The organism is Sulfurimonas denitrificans DSM 1251 (assembly GCF_000012965.1).
GTDB classification, from domain to species: domain Bacteria; phylum Campylobacterota; class Campylobacteria; order Campylobacterales; family Sulfurimonadaceae; genus Sulfurimonas; species Sulfurimonas denitrificans.
Window position 1 is genome coordinate 1,031,722 of sequence record NC_007575.1, and the last position, 18,814, is coordinate 1,050,535.

Below are 18,814 nucleotides of genomic sequence, written 5' to 3' on the forward strand. Positions count from 1 at the left end.
GAGTTAAAATGGATCTAAATCTAATCAAACAGATACGTCTTTTTGGAAGCTCTATAACAGTTTTGTATGTAGAAGATGAAGAGAGTATCCGCAAACAGGTAAGAAAGACCCTTCTTAATCTTTTTGACAGTGTGGACGTTGCTATAGATGGCGTAGATGCACTAAGGATGCATAAAGAGAAGCACTATGATTTGATTATTACAGATCTGAAGATGCCAAATATGGATGGGGTTGAACTTTGTAAAAAACTAGTAGAGATAAATAAGGATCAATACATAGTTCTAATATCTGCCCATAAAGAATCAGATGAAGTTTTAAAACTCTTAAACATCGGAGTATCTGGCTTTTTGCTAAAGCCTATCGATATGCCAATAATGCTTGAAAAACTCCACTCTGTTGTAAAAAATATATATGCAAACAAGATGATGAAGTATCACTATGAACAGATTGAAAAAGATATTTTGCAAAATACAGCCTCATCTCAAGAGGAACTTGAGAACAGAGATTCACTAACCTCTTTGTATAACCAAAAATATCTTCTAAAAATTATTAACAATGATGTGATGAAGTGGGCTATTCTTATAAATATAAATGATTTTAAACTCATAAATGATTACTACTCTTATGCTCATGGAAATCATCTTCTTTTTCAAATTGCAGAGCTCTTAAGAGAGGAGGCGAAAGAGCATGGTTATGGGCTCTTTAGACTCTCAAATGATGAATTTATACTCCTTAGAGATGAAGCTCCAAGTAGCTGTGAGGAGATAAAAGAGGAGGCAATACAGATATCTCGTACACTAGATAAGAGGAGATACACGTTAATTGGAGTAGATAATATCTCTGTTGGTGTAACTATGGGAATTGCGAATAGTGAGCATCATCTGCTTGAGAATCTTCACCGTTCATTGATACATGCTAAAAGATATGGTTTGCGTTATGCTCTTCATAGAGATGTTCCTGATGATAGAGATAGTGTTAAAAATATCATAGAGGTAAAAGAGCTTTTAAAAAACTCAATTGAAAAAGATTTAATTATTCCTGTCTATCAGCCTATTGTTATGAAAGATAAGAAGTTTAAATATGAAGTTCTTATGCGCATAAGAAATTCGCTTGAGGGTGGTGAACTGCTCTCTCCTGCGCTATTTTTAGAGATAGCAAAAAATCATAGCTACTATAATGAAATCTCTCAAATGGTAATATTCAAAGCAATAGATAAGATGTTAGCAGATAAAGATGTAGTTTTTTCTATAAACTTCTCGTATGCAGATATGAAAAATAAACAACTGCTTCAAAAATTAGAGGATAGTATAGTTAAAAATGCTCTTGGAGATAGACTTGTATTTGAGATTGTTGAGAGTGACCAGCTAGATAATATCGCTATTGTTCAAGGTTTTATTGCACGATTTAAAGAGTTTGGTGTACAAATAGCAATAGATGATTTTGGAAGCGGTTACTCTAACTTTGCTCATATATTTTTACTAAAACCAGATTTTATAAAGATTGATGCTTCTTTGATAAAAGAGATGCTAAACAACTCTGATATGCATATATTTGTAGAGACAATAATTACATTTGCGCATAAGTTAGGAGTTGAAGTAGTAGCAGAACATGTAAGTTCAAAAGAGCTTTATGATGCTCTCTTTGAGCTTGGTATAGATGCTATGCAAGGGTACTACTTAGGCTATCCAAGTGAGATAATTTAGCAATGGAAAGTAGATGAATAGTAGCTATTTAGAGATTTCATACGAGTGCTTGAGTTCTATAGGTAACTCTTTTGAAATAGAGAGCATGATGAGTGAAGTTGTTATAACTTTTTATAGAGAAACAAAAGCTCTCTATTGTGGTTACTATGAAGATGAGAGTGTAGATATACCCATGGTCTCTTTTGGACAAGATGAGGAGCTTGCGTATGATGTTTCAAGGGGTGAGTGTATTTTAAAAGATACTCAAGACTATTTTTTAATAATTTTATCGCTTAAGAAGGGGTATTTGAAACTTCTCTATATGAAAGATATTGATATAGAAAATATATATAATTTGTTATGTAAGTTTAAGAGAAAAATCAACTTTGCTCTAAGCGCTTGTGAGGGTGTAAAAGAGCTAGAAGAGCTAAATGAAAAACTTGAAGAGAGAGTCTTTGAATCTGTAAAAAAGATAAGAGAACATGAAGAGATGCTTCTCTTGCAGTCAAAGAGTGCGATTATGGGTGAGATGTTAGAGATGATTGCTCATCAGTGGAGACAGCCACTAACTTCAATAGGTATGATTTCAAATAATATGCTCTTTAACATAATTATTAGCGAAGAGAATGAACTAGATAAAGAGATTTTTAAAAATGAGTTAGAGGATATAAATAAGCAAATAAAATATCTCTCAAGCACCATAGATGATTTTAGAGGTTTTTTCAAAGAGAGCAAAGAAAAAGAGAAGGTCTTGATAGAAGATATTTTACAAAAGAGTATCTCTTTGACAAAAAAACAGTTAGAGCAAAACTCTATTGAGATAGAAGTAATAAATACATGTAGTAATTTAGTGATAAATACATATAAAAATGAGTTGACTCAAGTGCTTTTAAATCTTATGTATAACGCAAAAGATGCATTTGAATCGCAAGATATAAGAGATAAAAAGATAATTTTAGAGTGTTTTTTAAGAGACGAAAATCTAATTATAGAGTTAAAAGATAATGCAGGTGGAATAGATAAAGATATTATGACAAAGATATTTCAACCATATTTCTCAACAAAAAAGGAGAAAAATGGCACAGGGCTTGGGCTATATATGTCAAGAATCATACTACAAAGACATCTAGCAGCTGATATTTCTGTAAGAAATGAAAATGGGGGAGCAGTATTTAGTATCTCTATGCCCATTAAAGATGAAATAAAAGTGCGGAGTTGAATTTTGAGAGATTATGAGAGACTAAAATCTATTACAATATTGTATGTTGAAGATAGCAAGTTTTTATCTAAAATGACTGCCTACTCTATTCGTGATTATTTCAATAAAATATATATAGCACATGATGGGCAAGAGGGTCTTAGACTTCTTAGAGAGCATAATGCCGAAATAGACATAGTTGTAACTGACTTAATTATGCCAATACTAGATGGCAAGCAGATGATAAAGCAGATTAGGGAGGGCGGATGCAGTGTTCCTATCATAGTAACAACTGGATATGATGAGTACATGGAGCGAGAAAAGATGCTTGAGTTCTCAATAGGCGCATTTTTATCTAAACCCATAGACAAGCATAAGCTTCTTGATAGCATAGATGATACCATAGATGCACTCTTTATAAAGAGAGAGTTAGCAACCAAGAAAGCAATGATAGATAATGACATAATCTACTCAGAGAGTGATAAAAATGGCATCATTAGATATGTCTCTAAACCTTTTGAGCGTATAAGCGGATACTCAAAAGAGGAGCTCTTAGGAAATACACATGCTATTTTAAAAAGCAAAGAGACATCTGAATCAACATATAAAGAGATGTGGAAAAATCTAAGCTCATATAAGCAGTGGCAAGGAGAGATTACAAATAGAAAAAAAGATGGCTCTTTGTATAGTGTAAATATGATTATCTCCCCTATGTACTTTAGAAATAAATTAATTGGTTATAGCGCAACAAGCCTTGATACAACAGAGCTAAAGAGAACCTCCGCAGAACTTCAAGCAAAATCAAAACATGCAGCCTTAGGAGAGATGATAGCTATGATAGCTCATCAGTGGAGGCAGCCCATAACTTCAATAGGTATGATTGCAAACAATTTACAGTTTGATATGTTGATGGATGAGCTTGATATAAATGTTTTAGAGGAGAATTTAAAAATTATAGACTCACATGTAAAACATCTCTCAAGCACCATAGATGTTTTTAAAAACTTTCTTCAAGAGAGTAAAACAAAGGAGAGTATCGTTATGCAAAATATAATAAAAGAAGCACTTCTAGTTCTTAGAGAAGATGCTAGAGATACAAAAATAAAATATGATGTAGATGAAAAATGTGCTTCCATAGAGTTTGATACTTTTAAAGATGAGTTAGTACAAGCAATCATAAATATAATAATAAATTCTAAAGATGCTTTAATTCAAAACAATATAGAAGAGCCAAAAATTAAAATTATCTGTGCTAAAGATAGTGATTTTATAACTATTTCAATTTCAGATAATGGAGGTGGTATAGACGATGATGTGTTACCAAAGATATTTACTCCCTACTTTTCAACAAAAAATGAAAAAAACGGAACGGGGCTTGGGCTATATATGACAAAAACAATAGTTGAAGAGAATCTAGATGGAGAGCTTAGTGTTTCAAATATAGACAATGGAGCCATATTTACAATCAAGCTTCCATATAAGAGCTAAAAAGGATAAGAAAATGGATAAGGAACAAGTAAAAAAGCTTCGTGCAATCTGTAGAGATATTTCAGTGCTTTATGTAGAGGATGATATAAGTATATCAGCTCAGCTAGAAAAACTCCTTAGAAAAATTTTTAATAATGTGGAAGTTGAAAAAAATGGACTCTCTGGAGTTCAAAGCTATACTAAAAATAGACAAGACATAGTAATAACAGATATCTCTATGCCTGTTATGGATGGTATTGAGATGTGTAAGAGAATAAAACTTATAAACAGTGAGCAAAATATTTTAGTAACCTCTGCACATAATGATGCAGAGTATCTTGTCAAACTAATAGATATTGGTGTTGATAAATTTATAACAAAACCCATAGATATGGGTAGTTTTTTATCAAATATCTCAAAAATTGCCATAAGTATATATAGAGAAAAGAGAGAAACAGTTTTAGAAAGTAGGATAAAAGCTCAACAAAATCTACAAAAAGAGCTTTTAAATGGCATCATATTTCCACTGGCATATTTTGATGAAGGTGAGATTGTTTATGCAAATAGCAGTTTTAAGAAACAATTTTTTACAGAGATAGATGCAGGTGATTTTAGCAGATTTAGATTGGGGTACCTTTTTGAAAATAAAAAGTACGTTTCAATGAGCAATAGTGAACTAGTACAAGAGATAAGTAACTCCGATGACAAGACATACCTAGTAATGGATGTAAATAAAAAAATTGTCAAAAAATATAGTATAAGTGTTACGAAATTTCAAAATGCTAAAGGTTGTCTTCTAAGTTTTGTAAATCTTAATGCTCTAAATGAAGAGATAAACAGATTTAGTGAACAGGTGGACTACTTTCCAAAAAGAGAGTCATTCTCTCAAGCACTCTTAGAGCCTAAAAAATCTACAAAAGAGAATTATGAGATTTTTTGTGTTGGCTTAAAAAATACTAAAGGATTTATAGATAAATATGGTGGTGCTAAAATGCACTCTATCTTTAACTCTCTTGCAAAGAGTCTTAAAAAAGAGTTTTCTGCTGAAGTTCAAAGTAAAGAGTTGTCAATATATCTTTTTGAGACAAACAGATATATTTTTTTAGTGGAGAAAAATCTTGACAATAGCGCTATAGATAAAAGGTTAAGTGATTTTGGAAAAAAGTACAATTACGCTTTTGGAAGTGGATTGCCACTTGAATTAAGTTTTATAAAAGAGAACATTAAAAACACTCAAAGTATAGGTGATATTTTAGAGAATACAGAGGGGATGTTATATACACTCTCAACCATATAATATCAGAGATATTATATGGTTAGTGCTCTACGTTTTAAACATCTCAAGTTTAACATGTAGCTCATCAGTCATAACATTTAGATGTTCAGCAGCTGCGGCAATCTCTTCTACATTTCTTGCGTTTTGAGATGACATGTCGTTTATGTCGCTCACTTGAGAGACTATAGAATCAACATCTATTTTAGTTTTTTCAAAGTCATTTACAGTTTTATCAGTGGCAGTTACAGCGCCTTTTACTATAGAGACACTGTTGTTTATCATCTCTTCCACATTTGAGGCGCTACTTGCCAACTCTTGTATCTCTTTAGAGTTAGAGTCCATCTGAGTGCTTACCTCTATGATTCCATGCACGATTATGTTTATCGTTGCGTTTATCTCACTAAGGCTTTTTTGCGTTCTCTCTGCTAGTTTGCGTACTTCATCTGCTACAACCGCAAATCCACGTCCATGCTCACCTGCACGAGCAGCTTCAATAGCAGCATTAAGGGCAAGAAGATTTGTCTGATCAGCTATATCGCTTATGATGTCAAGTATGCTCTTTACTTCATTTGCTTCATGAGAGAGTGTCTGCATTCTATGTGATAATTCAACTTCAACCTCTGCCGAGGATTGAACTTTATTTGCAAGAGAGACTATCTCATCCCTTGCTTTTGCAAGAGTTTCATTTGCTTTTAGTATCTCCTCTTTACTTTTAATGGCGTCCTTAGTTGCTGCCGTTATCTCATCTTTAATATGGGTTGCTTTTTTTTCTGCCTCATTTATCACTGCAACACTTTTTTCTACGTTTGTGCCTACTCTTAGTGATGTAGTTGAGAGCTCATGTGATATGGAAGCATTTTCACTTGATGACAATTTAGAGGTCTCTATAAGTTCTCTAATAGTTTTTATGAGAGTGTTAAAACTTGATGCCATCTCAGAGAGTTCTTGAGGAGAGTTTTCATCCATTTTTATAGTTAAATCTCGACTGTCTCCTATGCCCAAGAGAGTATTTTTAAAGATATCTATAGGTTTTACTATAGATATCTTTATGAGATGTAAAATAAAAAAGATAAATAAAATAGTACAAATCACCAATCCCGCTAAAAGTATTATAATATTATTGGATGCGTCTTCTATCTTCTTGTTTATGGATGTATATACACTCTTATAGATCTCAATTTCTACTTCTCTAAGAAGCTCTATTGTTGAAGTTACTGTAGAGAACCACATATTTGAATCTATGCCAAAATCCCCCTCAATACCTCTCTTCTTTGCTTCTTCTATAATGTCAAATGTTTTTTTAACAACTTCTCCTCTAAAGATACGCTCATAAGAGTCTCTTAACTCTTTTGAGGCAAGAGCCTCAAATTTTTTCTTATTTCCCTTTAAAATAAGTTCTCTGCCAATTAGCATAGAAAACTCTTTTATCTCCATCTTATTTGTAGAAAAAACTCTATTTAAGAGTGCTCTAATTTGTCCTAATGACTCTTTGGTAAAGACTAGATGGGTATATGTTTGAATTGTATTTCTATTATCTTTATCATCTATAAGAGAGGGAATAATTGTAACTGTGTCAATTAAAGCGGCAACTATTTGTGTATAGTATGCTCCAACATCCAAACCACTTATGCTCAAAGAGTCTATGGCATCTCTTTTTTGTTTGAGCTCATTCAAGTTGTTCAACATGGAGATATCGCTTTTGGTTTTTTCATAAGTAACTCTTATGTTATTTAATGCTTCATCACTATTTTGGCGGCTACTTTGTAAGATGCTAGAGCCATTTTGCCCTTTACTCGCTAAAAATCCTGCACTCACTCCTCTTTCTATTTGCAGATAGTGAACTGCTCTACTTAGAGACTCTGCTTCTATAATACGCTCTTTTGTCACCTCAAGGTTTTGTTTTATGCTTATATCATAAAAGATTCTGCCTACTGCGAGAGCCAAGACCGCTACTATTGGAATTGAGATTAAAATAATAAATCTTAATTTTATGCTTAATTTTTGCATATTTCTTTACTCCTTATTTAAAATAAAATGTGTCTGTTTGTGCTTGAAGAAAAAAAATGGAAGAAATTTATATGGAATTGGAAGAAAAGAGGATACATTTTGCTAAGTTTTTTAAAGTTTTTTGAAGAGGGTTGTTTTTAATGTTTTTTATTAGTTTTAGCATGTAATTAGTAATTATAATGAGTGAAATTAAATATTTATAATAATTTCTATCATTTATAAGCTGACCATATTTCTTTGTTTTATATACCATTTAAAATACCTTAAATCTCTCTATTGATTTTATAAATGATAATTAAAGCTAGAAATAGTAGTACAGCTAATAATTAATTTACACGAGAATTATATCGTGCAAGTGTCGCCATTGTGTCGCTAAATATAATTTTTTTTATCACATTTTAATTATTTGTGTAAAATTAGATTAAATAAAGAATAAAAAATAGTTTAATAAAATACTTTTTGGAGACAATTTACTCTTAAATAAGTTTTTTTTATAAAAATATTTAGTAAAGGGAGTATAAATAAAAGAAATATGTTAGAATAAACGACTCAACAAATTCAAGGAGTAACAGTGTTTAATAATATCTCAATTAAGTTAAAAATGGTTTTAATGTTAATTGTACCAATTACCGTAATATTAGTTTTTTTAGGGATTGATGGCTACAAAAACTACAATGAGGTAAAGCTACTAAAACAGATAGAAGAGATGGTTGCTTTTAGTCAAAAGAGCAGTTCTCTTGTTCATAATCTTCAAAAAGAGCGTGGTGCTTCTGCTGGATTTATAGGTTCAAAAGGGGAGAAGTTTTCTTCAGAACTCCAAGATATTCGAAAAGACACCGATGCAACGCATGAAGAACTTAGCAAATTTTACTCATCTATGAATAAAATTGATTATGCAGCTTCATTGCAAAGCAAAATGGAAAAAGCAGTTGCTAATCTCTCAAAACTCAAAGAGATAAGAGATGGTGTGTCTTCTTTGGGTGTAGCGGTTGGTGTTCCTGTTACTTACTATACAAATGTAAACAATGATTTCATCTCTTCAATAGAGGAGATAGCAAAAATGAGTTCAAATGCTCAGATGAATAATCTAACAAACGCATTTGTTAACTTTTTAGCTTCAAAAGAGAGAGCAGGGCTTGAGAGAGCTGTTTTATCATCAACTTTTTCAAGAGACAATTTTGCAGAGGGCTTTTATGAGAAGTTAATAGGACTCTTAAATGCGCAAGATATTTTTATGAATAAGTTTCTTTTTTTAGCTCCAGAAGAACTTATTGGATTTTATAATCAAACTATGGGCGCTCCTGAAGTAAAAGAAGTTGACAGAATGCGCAAAATTGCGCTCTCTAATCCTAATGGCGGTTTTGGCATAGATGCTACATATTGGTTTGCGACTATAACTTTAAAGATAAATCTTCTTAAAAAAGTTGAAGATGAAATCTCTTTGCATCTAAAAAATAGCATCTCTGAATTACAAGATAATGCATTACGAAGCATGATTATTGGTATTGTCCTAAGTTTTGTAATTCTTGCTTTTGTTGCTGGATTTAGCTTTATTATCTCAAATGGATTAACTTCTAGAATTGAGCGCTTTAAGCAAGAGATAGATGAGATAGTCTCTTCAAAAGATTTTTCAAAAAAAATTACAAGTTGTGCGGCTGATGAGATAGGCTTTATTCAGCAATCGGCAAATCATCTGGCGTGTGTAGCAAATACAGCAATTGAAGAAGCAAAAATTAGTCTGCAAAAAACACAAGAACACTCTGCTGAGAGTGAAAAGCGTTTAGAAGCAAATAATTTAACACTTGCATTAACTGAACTTCTAAATGAAGGAGCAGTTTCAGGTGTAGGAAGTGTTCAAGAGGGGCTCTCTAACAATATGAATGCATTAGTAGAGATAAATGATAAAAATGCACGTACCGAAATTATTGTAGAAGAGGTTAAAAACTCAACAGATGAGATGGTTCACTCATTGAGCAATATATCTCAAAAGATGAACTCTTCAAAAGAGAATGCAGATCAGTTAAACAGTAGCGTTATTGAGATATCAAATGTAATAGCACTCATTAAAGATATAAGTGATCAAACAAATCTACTAGCACTAAATGCAGCAATAGAAGCAGCTCGTGCAGGTGAACATGGAAGAGGGTTTGCAGTTGTTGCAGATGAAGTGCGCAAACTAGCTGAGAGAACACAAAGAGCTACAAATGAAGTAGAGTTAAACATAAACCTCTTAAAACAAAACAGCTCTTCAATGCAAGAGTTCTCAGAGCAGATGAGTGTCGAAGTTTCTACATCTTTAGAGAAGCTTGATCACTTTAATGGTAGTCTTCATGATTTAGTTGATGGCGCAAAAGATATTCAACTTGCAAATAAGAAAATATCAAATGAGCTCTTTATTACTCTTGCTAAGCTTGACCATATAGCATTTAAATTAAGCGGATATGGTGCGGTATTTAAAGATGACCATAACTTCAAGTTCTCAGATCACATGAATTGTCGTTTTGGAAAATGGTACCTTGCTGCTGGAAAAGAGGCTTTTGCAAATACCTCTTCATATCCTAAGGTTGACCCGATTCATAAAGTTGTGCATGATAGAGTAAGATCTGTTCCTGATTATATACAAGATGGAGTTCTTAAAAATGCTTCAAAGATTATCTCATCATTTGTTGAAGCAGAAAAATCTTCAAAAGAGCTATTTGGGGTACTTGATGATATGGCAGAAGAGATAAAATAAAAAGAGAGATTTCTCTTTATAAAAGCCCATTTTTTATGGGCTTTATAGTACTACTTTGTAATTTCTACTACAACGGGAGTTGATTCCCAAATACCATGTTTTGTACAGTATGCGTGAGCTACCAATTTCAACTTGTTTCCAGTTGGAATTATGTTAAAAGTAACAGTTGCGTGAGCTTTGATATTTCCTAGTGTTCCAGGAGTAAAGTCAGCACGTGCTAAAAGAGTCTCACCATTATAAAGCGCCATATTTGCGATAAAGTGATCATAATCATCTGGGTGAGAGTACTCATTTCCCATCTTAATAGTTACGCTAAACATTTCACCCTCTTTAGCACTGTTATCACAGTGGATAAATGGTGAGTGACGATCTATATAATCTTTCTTGCTTTCTCTCTCAACTGTGTCTATATCTACATAACGATTTATTGTTGGCATATTAAATTCCTTTAATTTTAAATTACGGCGCAATTGTAGCTCTAAGTAAGTTACAACAAACAAAATCTTTCATATTAATTAAAATATCTTAAAACTATTCAATAATCGCTCTTAAAGCAAAATATTGATAAAATCGCACCCAAATGTAATTAAATAAAAGAGCTAAAAATGTTAAAAACTTTACTAATTGAGATAGGCGTAGAAGAGTTACCAGCGGTTCCACTCTTAAGAGAACTAAAAAATATTGAAAAAAAATATGCTGATATTTTAGAGAAACACTCTCTTTTGGGAAATTTTGAGTTTTACTACACACCAAGACGACTCGTACTTTGGCATAGAGAGTTTAAAAGTATGCAAGATGAGAGCGTAGAGGAGTTTTTTGGAGCGCCTCTTAGTGTGGCTTATAAAGATGGAGTAGCAACTCCAGCAGCACTTGGATTTGCAAAAAAGTGCGGTGTTGGCATAGATGAGATAACTACAACTATTAAAGACAACAAAGAGGTTATCTACTACAAAAGAGCATTGATGGCAAAAGAGTCCTCTCATTTGCTTCCAACCATAATTAAAGAGTGGATAGACTCTTTAGAGTTTGGAAAATCTATGAGATGGGGAAGCTTGCAAGAGAGCTTTATCAGACCGATTCGCTGGGTAAATGTACAACTCGCAGATGAGCTTGTAGATATGGAAATCTTTGGAGTAAAATCAGCAAAGAAGACTTTTGTTCATCGTATCAGCAATTTTGAAGCTATTGAGATAAATGGTGCAAAAGAGTATTTTGAAGTTTTAGAAGATGGCGGTGTAACACTTTTTGCAACACAAAGAGAGAAGAAAATAGTTGAAGATTTTGCTTCAATTGAAAAAGAAAATGGCGTTAAAATAGAGATAGATAAAGAGTTGCTTGATGAAGTTGTAGCCATTACAGAAAACCCTACTGCAATCTTAGGCTCTTTTGATGAAGAGTTTTTAAAGCTTCCTCCTGAAGTTATCATTACATCAATGAAAGAGCATCAGAGGTATTTTCCAGTATTTAAAGATGGCAAACTGATAAATAGATTTGTTGTGGTATCAAATGCATTTACTAATGATTTTTCAAAAGTGATAGAGGGAAATGAGAGAGTTTTACGTCCTCGTCTCTCAGATGCTCTCTTCTTTTATAACAATGACTTAAAAAAAGGGCTCAGCACGGCTGGGCTTGAAAAAGTTGTATTTATGAAAGGGCTTGGAAGCGTTGCAGATAAGATAGAGCGTGAGAGAAAAATTGCACATGCTCTTTTTGATATATATAAACCACTACATGTAACTCTTGAAGAGCTTGATCGCTCTATAACTCTTGCAAAAGCTGACCTTATGAGTGAGATGGTTTATGAGTTTACAGAGCTTCAAGGTTTGATGGGCTCATACTATGCCTCTTTGCTTGGAGAGAGCCAAAATGTAGCAACTGCCATAAGAGAGCAGTATCTTCCAGATGGTGAGGATAGCGCACTTCCATCAAATAAGATGAGCGCAATAGTTGCCATGAGCTTAAAACTAGATACACTTTTAGGGCTATTTAGTATAAACCAGATACCAACAGGCTCACGTGACCCATTTGCTCTGCGCCGCGCTGTAAATGGGCTTATAAGAGTTACAAAAGAGCATGATTTAGAGTTTGATATAGTTAAAACACTTACACTTCTTAGCAAAAACTATGACTCATTTGACATCTCAAAACTTGAAGCATTTTTCCTAGAGAGAGTTAGACAGTACTTCAAAGTAAATCCATCTATCGTTGAAGCGGTTTTAATCTCAGGAGAGAGAGAACTTCTTAGAATCTCTAAAAAAATATCTGCATTAGAGAGTATGGTAAATAGCCAAGGGTTTAGTGAATATTTCTCAACATTTAAAAGAGTTGCAAATATTACAAAAGATATTGACATGTCAAACATCAAAGCTATAAATGAGAAGCTTTTTGAAAATAGCGCAGAAGATGCTCTCTTTAAGAGATATAACGAAGTTTGTGCTATCTCATACAACTCTTATGAAGAGGAACTTGACGCTTTATTTAGCCTAAAGAGAGAGCTAGATAGTTTCTTTAATGATGTTATGGTAAATGCAGAAGATGAGTCAATAAGAGAGAATAGAAAAGCTCTAATTGCTTCTATCTACAAGAGCATATTAAAAATTGCAGATATAAAAGAGATAGCTCTGTAACTCTTTTATGAAGTTTTTACTATAGATGGAGGGAATGTTGAGAACGCTTTTTTAAAAGCGTTTGCTCTAGTATCTCTAAATTTTCCAGTTGCAATCGCTGGTAAAAAATATCCGCCCTCAGCGCTCTCTTGTGCATCATAGTTGTTATCATGCATAAAGGCTACTGTTTTGCCTAGTTTTGAAGCTTGTGCAGATAAATTTCTTACGTAAGTAATTATGTGTTTATGGTGTCTGTCAAACTTATTCCCAGATGCAAAAAATACAAACTTACCGCTTAGGCGAATATTTAGATAGTCTTGATAATTTAACTCTTTATCATATCTTGTGAGCTGATCACTTGCATATTTGTCCAAATCAGCATCAAACTCTTCAAGAACTGATGTTGGCTCTATGTTTGGTCTATTTAACCCAAAGAGATATTTTATCTCTATAAGTTTTCCTCTATATCCACTCTTTATAGCAGATGAGAATAGGTTACAGTTATTATCAAAGTTTAGTTCACAAAATTCTCCATCAAAGTTATATCCCTGAGATGCTAATTTTGTATTTGTGTTGTATCCTACTGGCGCTATTGTTGGGTTATATAAGAAGATAGTTCCTATGACCATTTTTCGTTTATTTTCAAGCTTACTCTTAAGCTCTGCTATCGTTATTACTTCATCTTCTTGTGGTATATAAATATACTCCTCAACAACATACTCTACATCAAAACTTGTTAAAAATTTTCCAAATGCTTGCAATTTTAATCCTCAAATATTTATTGCGATTATACTATAATTCGCAGGCTTAAGAAGTTTTTAGTAAAGCAGAGTTCCTTAAACGTAAGCCGACTCTCTTAGGTATCTATTGACGGTTAGTTTTGAAAACTTATCGAGGTATTGCCAAAAATCATTTTTTATCTCCTCATCTACATGTAACTCTTTGAGTACTTCCCTAAAAGTTCCAAGCCACTCATCTCTTGATTTTTCATATATTGAGAAGTTTTTATGAATGTCAATCATATACTCATTCAAATCTTTTTGTTTCATCTCTTCATCATAGATAGATGGTCCTCCACAAATTTGGATGAAAAATTTTGTATTTTTTTTCTTTACCTCTTCAAATTCATCCCTATCTTGAGGAAAAAAGTGTGCTATATTACTCTCATATATCCTCTCATAAAACTCATACATAAGTTTACGCATTCCCTCATATCCAAGCACTTCATATAGGGCAGTAGAAGGATTTTTAAACTCAACTTTTTCATTTTCGCATGCTTTTGTTATCTCATAATTCATATTTGGCTCAATTCTTTAAAATTGTCAAAATATTAGCAAAAAAAGATTAATATTTAATTTTACTTAAGTATAACCCATTGCTTTTTGCTGGTTTTATTTTATGATTTACTCTACACTCAAGTTTGTCTAAAATCTCATCTTCATTTAAACTAAGCAGTGCGCCAACCATAAGCCTTATTTGACTTCTTAAAAAGCCGTTAGCTTCAAAATTTAGCACTATAAAACCTTTATGTTCGTAAGCAAAAGCTCTATATATAACTCTTGTGGTGCTTTTTATATCACCCCCGCTCTTCATAAAAAATTTGAAATCAAATGCTCCACAAAAGAGTTTTATATTTTTTTGAATCTCAAAAAAATCTGTATCATCAATGAATGTGACAAAATTCTCCTCAAAAGGGTTGCTTTTTGCTTTTTTGATGATATATCTGTAAACTCGTCTCTTCGCACTATATCTTGCATGAAAGGTATCATCTACAATTTTGATTTTTTTGATTAATATAGATGGTGGAAGAACTCTTCCTAGAGAGTCTTGAAGTTTTGTTATATCGCTCCAGTATGGAGGCAAGTCAATATGACAAACTTGTCCACTCGCATGAACGCCTCTGTCTGTTCTGCCACTTGCAACTATCTTTGTTTCAATATTTATTTTTTTTAAAGCTATCTCTAAGGTGCCTAAGATAGTGTTTTTAGACTCTTTTTGTGTTTGAGAGCCTAAAAAATTTGTGCCATTATAGGCAATGATTAACGCACATCTCATCTAAAATTTGGCTACTATAATCTTTTTGTAGAGTATATATGTTCCAAGAAGCCATCCAAATGCTAAAACTAGAAGTGCGTATGAGCCAATTATGAGCTGTAGTGTAACGGCTAGAGTGTAATAGAGGATTATTCCTAAAAACATAAATAGATAAATTTTACCCTTTTGATGCCTCGCATGAACAATTCCAATTGTAGCTGCTAAAAATATGCTTAAAACTGGAAAAAGGCTAAAGAGTATATTTGAGATGAGCATCTTTCTCTTTTTTGATGATGGAGCCTCTGGTAGCCAATACTCCATAGGTGTTTCATATTTATCCAAATCTGTCTTCATTGTATCGTTGATAAACATAGTCTCAAAGTTTATCTGCGTAAATTTCTCATCTGAATAACTATACCCCTCTCCTGAAGTTAGCTTTAGCCTTAAAATTCCCGAATCATTTATAATTTGGGCATTTTTTGCTCTAATTAGCACCTCTTCATCCTGTTTTTTATTAAATAAAATAACATCTGAATATGTCTCATTTTGGTTGTCTTTTCCTATATATAAGAGCCATTCGCCAAATTTATGACCAAACTCTGAAGCTGAGAGGTTAAATTTTGCTTCACTTTTTTTATAAGAGATAAAGTTGCTAGATAGAGTTTTTGCATGTGGAAAGAGTACAAAAAAGTTAAAAAGAAGAATAGCGCAGAGGAATAGTGCTGGTTTTAAAACTGTTTTTATTATAAGTTTAGGTCTAATGCCAAGTGCAAAAAGTACAACTATCTCATTGTCATTTGAGAGTTTAAAAAGCGCTAGTGTTATAGCTACGAAAAAAGAGATAGGAAGAGTGTAAAATAGCAGCTCTGGCAACATAAAGAAAAAAAGTTTTGCCATCTCAAAAATAGTAAGTTGAATAACTGCTGTATAGGTAGCTAATTTTATTAGAAACACAATTGAAGCAATTGAGAAAAGCGGTAAAAAGATAGATAAAAATAGAATTGAGACAGACTCTCTTATGTAGTTTTGAACAATTTTCATCAGTAGTTAGCCTCAATATAGCGCATAATAGCACTATCATAAATATATACTATAAAAGTAGCTGCTGTTAAAAAAGGGACAAAAGGAACCCTCTGCTCCTCTTTAGAGCCTCTTAGGGCAAAAAGCATAACAGGAAGAGCTAAGAGTGCTGAGAGGAAAATAGCTACAAGCGTTAGTTTAACCCCAAGAAGAGCGCCCATTGTAGCTGCAACGATTATATCGCCTTCCCCCATAGCTTCTATAAAAGGGTAGGTATGGTAGTTTTTACTCCATGAAGTAAGAGTTTTTTTAGCTTCTCTCTTAGCTGTTGATGTCAAAATATATGAGAGTGCAAATCTAAGAAGAGTGAAGCTTCCAGCAAAAAGAAGAGCATTTTGAAAATTAAGCACTATGCCAGATAAACTCCAAGCACCAAAAATTCCAAAGAGCAGTGCTAACAGATTGAGAGAATCTGGAACCATTTTATATCTAAGGTCAATTAAAGATAGCGCTAAGAGAGTTAAAAAACTACATGTAATAAAAAGAGTAGGTAAGCTAAGTCCCATCTTAAAAACTAAGCCAAGAGCTATAAGAGCACTTAAGAGCTCTATAATTGGGTACTGAATTGATATGTCGGATTTGCAAAAGGCGCATTTTCCTCTTAGAAAAATCCAAGAAAAAATAGGTATATTGTGCCAAGGCTTTAAACTCTCATTGCATTTTTGGCAGTGAGAATTTACAAAAACAGCACTCTCATCTTTTGGAACTCTTAGGATTACAACATTTAAAAATGAGCCAAAAAGAAGAGCTAAAATAAAAGTAAATGTAAGTTCCACTACTTCAGCCCTCCAAATCTTCTCTCAATTTTTGTAAAATCGTTTAATGTTTTTTCTAGCTCATTGACACTAAAATCAGGCCATAGGGTATCTGTAAAAAATAGTTCAGCATAAGCACTCTGCCAAAGTAAAAAGTTTGACAACCTGTGATCTCCACCTGTTCTGATTAGTAAATCAACATTATCTTTGCAATCTAGTGCATCTAAGAGCATAGCTTCTGTTATATCGTCGTCTCTTTTTTTTACTCTGTTTATCGCTCTTAGTATCTCATCATGTGCACCATAATTTAGTGCAAGGGATTGAACCAAACCATCACAATGTGCACTTTTTTCTTCTACATCTCTTATGGTTTTTTGAAGAGAAGAAGAGAAGGCGCTGATGTCTCCAATTGGCTCAAATCTGATGTTGTTCTTTAGATAAGTCTCAAGTTCACTGTTGAGATATTTTTCTAAAAGTTTCATTAAAAATTCAACTTCCAGCTTAGGTCTTTTCCAGTTTTCCGTTGAAAAAGCGTACAGAGTGAGTCTTTGTATCTCTTTATGTTTGGCACAAAACTCAGTGACAGCTCTTGCTACTTTTGCACCAGCTTCATGTCCTTTTACTCTTTTTTTTCCTCTAAGCTCAGCCCAGCGTCCATTGCCATCCATGATTATGGCTATATGCTTTACTCTATTCATATATTTTTAGCATGCTCTAAAATCTCAAATGCGATATTTAATTTGTCGCAAAGAGCTATCTTCTGATGTTTATTTTTTGACAAAAAATCTACGCTGTTTGTATCTGTTGCAAAACTTGAAGAGTCTTTTAATATATTTAGACAAACAGCATCAAGAGATTTTTTTTCTAACATTTTTTGAGCATTTTGCAAAGCATTTTGCTCATCCATTTCAGCTTTAAAACCTATAGTTGTGATGCCCTTTTTGTCTATCGAACTTAAAATATCTAGGTTCTCTTTGAGTTGAAGATTCCACTCACTCCCAAGAGACTCTTTTTTTAACTTCCCGCTTTGAGCATAACTTACAACATAGTCGCTAATGGCAGCTACCATAAAAAGATATGGTTTTTTTTGAATAAGATGAATCTGCTCATCTCTCATAAGTGTTGCCTTTGATAGCTTTCCTTTTTTAGCAATTCGAATAGAGTCGTTTAGATATTCAGCCATTTCAGCAGAACTCTCTACTTTGATTGTATATAAATCAAGTGGCAACTCAGGCTCAAATTTAGTAGAGATAAGATTTACATCTGCACCTCTACAATATAGTGCAGTAGCCATAGCAGATGCCATTTTTCCGCTTGAGAAGTTTGAGAGAAAGCGTACATCATCAATCTTTTCAATAGTTCCACCACCTGTAACTATAACTCTTCTATCCATCCAAAACGTATCTCTTAGAAGCGCTTTTGCACAGTGCCAAAATATCTCAAGAGGCTCTGCCATAGCACCATTGCCAACACTTTTACATGCGAGCTCCTTAGTTTGCGTTTCAACTATCTCATAGTTTGCAATTGCTAACATCTTCAGATTTGCTTTTGTAATTGGATTATTTATCATATTTGTATTTGCAGAGGGTGCTATTATTTTCAGGTCTGGATAGGCTAGGGCGGACTCTAGCAAAATATTATCCGCTATTGCATTTGCAAGTTTTGCTATCGTATTTGCAGTTGCTGGAGCGATAACAAAGAGGTCTGCCCACTGAGTAGTTTTTATATGGTTATGCTCATTTGCCCATGACTCATTTGTGTCATCTAAAACCATATTTGAACTAAGAGCTTCAAAGCTAAGAGGCGCTATGAACTTTTTAGAAGCTTCGCTCATTACAACTTTGACTTCTGCTCCCGCTTTGCTAAAGAGTCTAACAAGCTCAAGAGACTTATATATGGCAATCGAGCCAGTAACGCCTAAGAGTATCTTTTTACCTTTTAACAAATCCGCTGGAATAACCATCTAAAACCTCTT

General features: G+C 33.3%; 15 protein-coding genes. 6 read left to right on the top strand and 9 right to left on the bottom strand.

The window, feature by feature from the left end; genetic code table 11:
• The first annotated feature begins 8 nt into the window (after positions 1–8).
• The 4 genes from SUDEN_RS05170 to SUDEN_RS05185 are packed head-to-tail and all read left to right on the top strand — an operon-like array spanning position 9 to position 5,644.
• Positions 9–1,703, top strand: a complete 1,695-nt coding sequence (locus tag SUDEN_RS05170; protein WP_011372614.1) for an EAL domain-containing response regulator — start codon at positions 9–11, stop codon at positions 1,701–1,703.
• Between the two features lie 13 nt (positions 1,704–1,716).
• Complete coding sequence (locus SUDEN_RS05175) at positions 1,717–2,901, top strand: sensor histidine kinase (protein ID WP_011372615.1); 1,185 nt, start codon at positions 1,717–1,719, stop codon at positions 2,899–2,901.
• A 3-nt stretch (positions 2,902–2,904) separates the two neighbouring features.
• Complete coding sequence (locus SUDEN_RS11060; protein WP_011372616.1) at positions 2,905–4,368, top strand: hybrid sensor histidine kinase/response regulator; 1,464 nt, start codon at positions 2,905–2,907, stop codon at positions 4,366–4,368.
• A 13-nt stretch (positions 4,369–4,381) separates the two neighbouring features.
• Entirely contained in the window at positions 4,382–5,644 is a 1,263-nt protein-coding gene (locus tag SUDEN_RS05185; RefSeq protein ID WP_011372617.1) for a response regulator transcription factor, read from the top strand.
• Positions 5,645–5,671: 27 nt separating this feature from the next.
• Here the strand turns inward: SUDEN_RS05185 and SUDEN_RS11470 are convergent, their stop codons facing one another.
• Complete coding sequence (locus tag SUDEN_RS11470; protein ID WP_011372618.1) at positions 5,672–7,630, bottom strand: methyl-accepting chemotaxis protein; 1,959 nt, start codon at positions 7,628–7,630, stop codon at positions 5,672–5,674.
• A gap of 571 nt (positions 7,631–8,201) precedes the next feature.
• Between SUDEN_RS11470 and SUDEN_RS05200 the strand changes: the two genes are divergently transcribed.
• Positions 8,202–10,364: a methyl-accepting chemotaxis protein gene (locus tag SUDEN_RS05200; RefSeq protein ID WP_011372619.1), complete on the top strand. Its 2,163-nt coding sequence runs from the start codon at positions 8,202–8,204 to the stop codon at positions 10,362–10,364.
• A gap of 50 nt (positions 10,365–10,414) precedes the next feature.
• On the opposite strand, the gene SUDEN_RS05205 is transcribed toward SUDEN_RS05200, so the two are convergent.
• Entirely contained in the window at positions 10,415–10,801 is a 387-nt protein-coding gene (locus tag SUDEN_RS05205; protein ID WP_011372620.1) for a class II SORL domain-containing protein, read from the bottom strand.
• Between the two features lie 168 nt (positions 10,802–10,969).
• Between SUDEN_RS05205 and glyS the strand changes: the two genes are divergently transcribed.
• Positions 10,970–12,991 carry a glycine--tRNA ligase subunit beta gene (gene glyS / locus SUDEN_RS05210; RefSeq protein ID WP_011372621.1) on the top strand — a complete coding sequence of 674 codons (2,022 nt, stop codon included), beginning with the start codon at positions 10,970–10,972 and terminating at the stop codon, positions 12,989–12,991.
• 5 nt (positions 12,992–12,996) lie between these two features.
• Here the strand turns inward: glyS and SUDEN_RS05215 are convergent, their stop codons facing one another.
• The 7 genes from SUDEN_RS05215 to coaBC all read right to left on the bottom strand — a co-directional run bounded on the left by SUDEN_RS05215 (position 12,997) and on the right by coaBC (position 18,802).
• Positions 12,997–13,731: a hypothetical protein gene (locus SUDEN_RS05215; RefSeq protein ID WP_011372622.1), complete on the bottom strand. Its 735-nt coding sequence runs from the start codon at positions 13,729–13,731 to the stop codon at positions 12,997–12,999.
• Between the two features lie 75 nt (positions 13,732–13,806).
• Positions 13,807–14,268, bottom strand: coding sequence for a globin (locus SUDEN_RS05220; RefSeq protein ID WP_011372623.1), 462 nt, complete (start codon positions 14,266–14,268; stop codon positions 13,807–13,809).
• Between the two features lie 46 nt (positions 14,269–14,314).
• On the bottom strand, positions 14,315–15,025 hold the full coding sequence (gene truA / locus SUDEN_RS05225; RefSeq protein WP_011372624.1) for a tRNA pseudouridine(38-40) synthase TruA: 711 nt from the start codon (positions 15,023–15,025) through the stop codon (positions 14,315–14,317).
• Positions 15,026–16,045: an LptF/LptG family permease gene (locus SUDEN_RS05230; RefSeq protein ID WP_011372625.1), complete on the bottom strand. Its 1,020-nt coding sequence runs from the start codon at positions 16,043–16,045 to the stop codon at positions 15,026–15,028. It lies immediately after the preceding gene.
• Entirely contained in the window at positions 16,045–16,860 is an 816-nt protein-coding gene (locus tag SUDEN_RS05235; protein ID WP_011372626.1) for a prepilin peptidase, read from the bottom strand. The genes SUDEN_RS05230 and SUDEN_RS05235 overlap by 1 nt, the downstream gene beginning before the upstream one ends.
• Complete coding sequence (locus tag SUDEN_RS05240; protein ID WP_011372627.1) at positions 16,860–17,537, bottom strand: di-trans,poly-cis-decaprenylcistransferase; 678 nt, start codon at positions 17,535–17,537, stop codon at positions 16,860–16,862. Before SUDEN_RS05240 ends, SUDEN_RS05235 begins: the two co-directional genes overlap by 1 nt.
• Positions 17,534–18,802: a bifunctional phosphopantothenoylcysteine decarboxylase/phosphopantothenate--cysteine ligase CoaBC gene (coaBC, locus tag SUDEN_RS05245; protein WP_011372628.1), complete on the bottom strand. Its 1,269-nt coding sequence runs from the start codon at positions 18,800–18,802 to the stop codon at positions 17,534–17,536. Before coaBC ends, SUDEN_RS05240 begins: the two co-directional genes overlap by 4 nt.
• Between the last annotated feature and the right edge of the window lie 12 nt (positions 18,803–18,814).